The organism is Pseudomonas sp. 2995-3 (genome assembly GCF_002742565.1).
Taxonomy (GTDB): Bacteria; Pseudomonadota; Gammaproteobacteria; order Pseudomonadales; family Pseudomonadaceae; genus Aquipseudomonas; species Aquipseudomonas edaphica.
The window spans coordinates 1-468 of record NZ_LJSB01000237.1 but is presented as its reverse complement, the minus strand read 5'-3'; the positions used below and the strand labels follow the sequence as shown (position 1 = coordinate 468).

General features: G+C 36.5%; 1 protein-coding gene. It reads left to right on the top strand.

Translation table 11 applies throughout. The annotated features are described in order from the left end of the window. Positions 1 to 44: 44 nt before the first annotated feature. On the top strand, positions 45 to 468 hold a 424-nt coding region (locus AOA62_RS24625; RefSeq protein ID WP_218244164.1), incomplete at its 3' end, for a cache domain-containing protein.

The following is a 468-nucleotide window of genomic DNA, read 5'->3' as shown; positions in this document are numbered from 1 at the left end:
AAAGAATTACAAATACAAGATATATAGCAAGAAATCCAATCTTAATGAATCAGGATAGTGAGCCTTGGGAAATGAGAGCGCAGATACACCAATTTCTTGATGTCCACCAAATCTACCAGGGTGTTGTTTATGCTGATGTAGACGGTAACGTGGTCGTCGATGGAGATAATAAAACAGTTAGAAATAATATTAGTGACAGGGAATGGTTTCAGCAAGCTTTATCAGGGAATTTATACTTCTCTGATATATACATGTCACCGTTACTTCACTACCCAGTAATTGTAATGGCCTCCCCGGTCTTCAATCAAAATCAAGAGGTTATTGGGGTTATTTCACCTTATTTTGCTATTGACGCCTTAAATGACACAATTGATAAATACACACAACAGCTACGAGACATATTAGGATCGGAAGGTTTTGCATTTCTTATTAATAGTAAAGGCGATATAATTTCGCATCCCAATAATG